The sequence below is a fragment of the Variovorax sp. P4_D9 genome (assembly GCF_056401695.1).
The window spans coordinates 1-1,334 of record NZ_JBFUIU010001452.1 but is presented as its reverse complement, the minus strand read 5'-3'; the positions used below and the strand labels follow the sequence as shown (position 1 = coordinate 1,334).

Annotated in this window: 1 protein-coding gene; it reads right to left on the bottom strand. The window is 61.9% G+C overall.

Going from position 1 to position 1,334, the window contains the following annotated elements; all coding sequences use genetic code 11:
- On the bottom strand, positions 1-1,227 hold a 1,227-nt coding region (locus AC1DY5_RS55920), incomplete at its 3' end, for a hypothetical protein (RefSeq protein WP_478122751.1).
- Positions 1,228-1,334 lie beyond the last annotated feature (107 nt).

The following is a 1,334-nucleotide window of genomic DNA, read 5'->3' as shown; positions in this document are numbered from 1 at the left end:
GTCCCACACCGCTCGGGAGCGGTCTTCCAGCAGGCGAACCCACAGCGTCTGCCCCAGTGGTGCCAGAAGCTTCAAGTCCGCGACAAACGCATCCCGGGGCTTCGCGTTGTTCTTGTCGTAGCGGTTGATGCGCCGCTGGTCATGTAGCCAGTTCGTGCTCTCCTCGATGTGGACATCGTGGAGTGCAGTGCGGACGGCGTCGATGGCGCCACGCATCTGCCCCTCGGTGAGGTTGAAAGCCAGAACCTGTTCGGAGCCATTCTTGACCACGACTCGATGAGAGCCAGAGGCGTTGTCGTCGGTCAGAATGCTCAACGTTCGCGACGGCAATCTCTCGAAGTCGCTCAGCGTTGCCGTGAGCGAGTAGTCCACCCACGCACGCTGGCCGTCACCCTGAAATTCGGAGTGAAGCTCCAATCGGTCGATCCACGCCGTCACGAGCAGCGACTGGATGAGGTTGTTGCGGTAGTAGACGCCGATCCGTACCCGAGCCATCGCTGGATCGTGCGGCGTCAGCAGAGGGACGAAGAGGTAAGGTTGGTGATCGTCTGGAGTACAGGCGTGCTCGCCGCCTGGATGACAGCGGCAGACCCAACTGGAGCCAGTCCTGGGCAGGAAGAGATGGTAGCGGCGATTGGGAAGCACGCATTCGTCGCTCACGGCAACCACCTCGAGCCAGTGCCCGGCAGTGGTCGGCGGCAGCAGGTTGCTGGGAAAGCTGGTGCGGTCTACGACGATCGTGTCGGATGACCACGTACCGATTGCCAGTCGAAGTCGATACTCTCGGTCGACGACTAGACTGGTGGACTTTGGAAGGCAGACCTCTTCGGCGTCGGGGGCAATGCATATGTTGACGTACCGCGGCTGTCGGATGTGCTTTTCGAGATCGGCCATCAGGTCGCTGCGCGTGGCAATGCCGTCGACCGTTTCCGCATCAGAAGGCTCGGCGACCGCACTACCTCGGCGAGTCGAGTCTGACAGCCGGGCACGTCTGCGCGCGGCCTCACCGATCGCCGCTCTGAGCCGATCCCTAGCCTGTGGATATGGCCCAAAGGCCAACGCAATCTGAGCGAACAGAGAGGCTTGCCTGCTTCGGTCGTGTGTGGTCAGCAGGCGCGACAGGAGGGCTTCCAGCGACGGGTAGAACTCGGCCCACCGCGGGCCCACCAGACCTGGTAGATCGTCCCAGACATCCAGCAAGCCCTGTAGCACACTTTTGGTCTCCACCACGCCTCTCCCTACTCGCCGATGTAAACAAGGGGCGCCCAGAAGTAAGGACGCCCGGCAAAAGGACGGCATTGGAGGGGCTCAAGACCGAACTGCAATACCCCTAG